Genomic DNA, 815 nt, shown 5'->3' with positions numbered 1-815 from the left:
CCCGCGCTCCAGCGCCTCGGTGCTCGAGAAGCCGAAACGCGGCATGTCGATCGCCACCCGGTGCGCCAGCGGCGCGATATCCTTGTCGAGCCKGGCCCCGACCCGGACCAGCACCTGCGAGCGGATCACGTCGAAGGCGCCCTGGAACAAATAGAGCCCGATCGCCAGCGCCGAGAGCGCCGCCAGCGTCTGGACGCTGCCCGAGGTCAGCGCCCGGTCATAGACCTGCAGCATGTAGAATGAGCCGGTCAGCGCCAGCACATTGATCAGCCCCGAGACCGCGAACAGGAAGAKGAAGGCSGAGCGGAAGCCGAGCGTCAGCCTGGCGGCATCGCGCTTGCGGGCGGAGGTCTGTGCCTTGGAAGGTGCCATGATCGCAAACCGTCAAAAGGAGAAGCMGTCGGCAGGAAGGCGGTGCAGGAAGGKGGKRMYGGCCGGCGGGCACGGGGCCCGMCGGCCGGGAAGCGCGGCTTCTAGAAGCTGAAGTTGCTGCCGGTCAGGGTGTGGCTGCCCTTCAGGTTGATCTGGAAGTCGGCATCGGCGTCGCCGTCGACATTGCCYTTGACCACGGTGTAGTCGCCGTCGGCCCGGGTCTCGTAGGCGACCACCAGCTGGGCCGTGGCGGTGAAGGCCGGGCCGTTGGTCAGGGTGAAGCTCTGGTTGCCGGCGAGCGCGCCATTGGCGTCGATGCCGGAGAGGTCGAGCTTATCGCCAGGCTCGAAGTCGAGGATGGTGTCGCCATCCGCCGCYTCCTTGCTCTCGAAGCGGAAGGTGTCGTTGCCCGCCCCGCCTTCCATCACGTTCACCGCCGCACT

Annotated in this window: 2 pseudogenes; both read right to left on the bottom strand. The window is 67.6% G+C overall.

The features are described from left to right. A pseudogene (locus tag AB4118_RS34040) lies at nt 1–372 on the bottom strand (type I secretion system permease/ATPase); the annotation flags it as partial. 101 nt (nt 373–473) lie between these two features. After that, nucleotides 474–815, bottom strand: a pseudogene (locus AB4118_RS34035) (hypothetical protein); the annotation flags it as partial.

Source organism: Allobosea sp. 2RAB26 (assembly GCF_052115465.1).
Lineage (GTDB): Bacteria > Pseudomonadota > Alphaproteobacteria > Rhizobiales > Beijerinckiaceae > Allobosea.
This window is presented reverse-complemented; position numbering and strand designations above follow the sequence as displayed.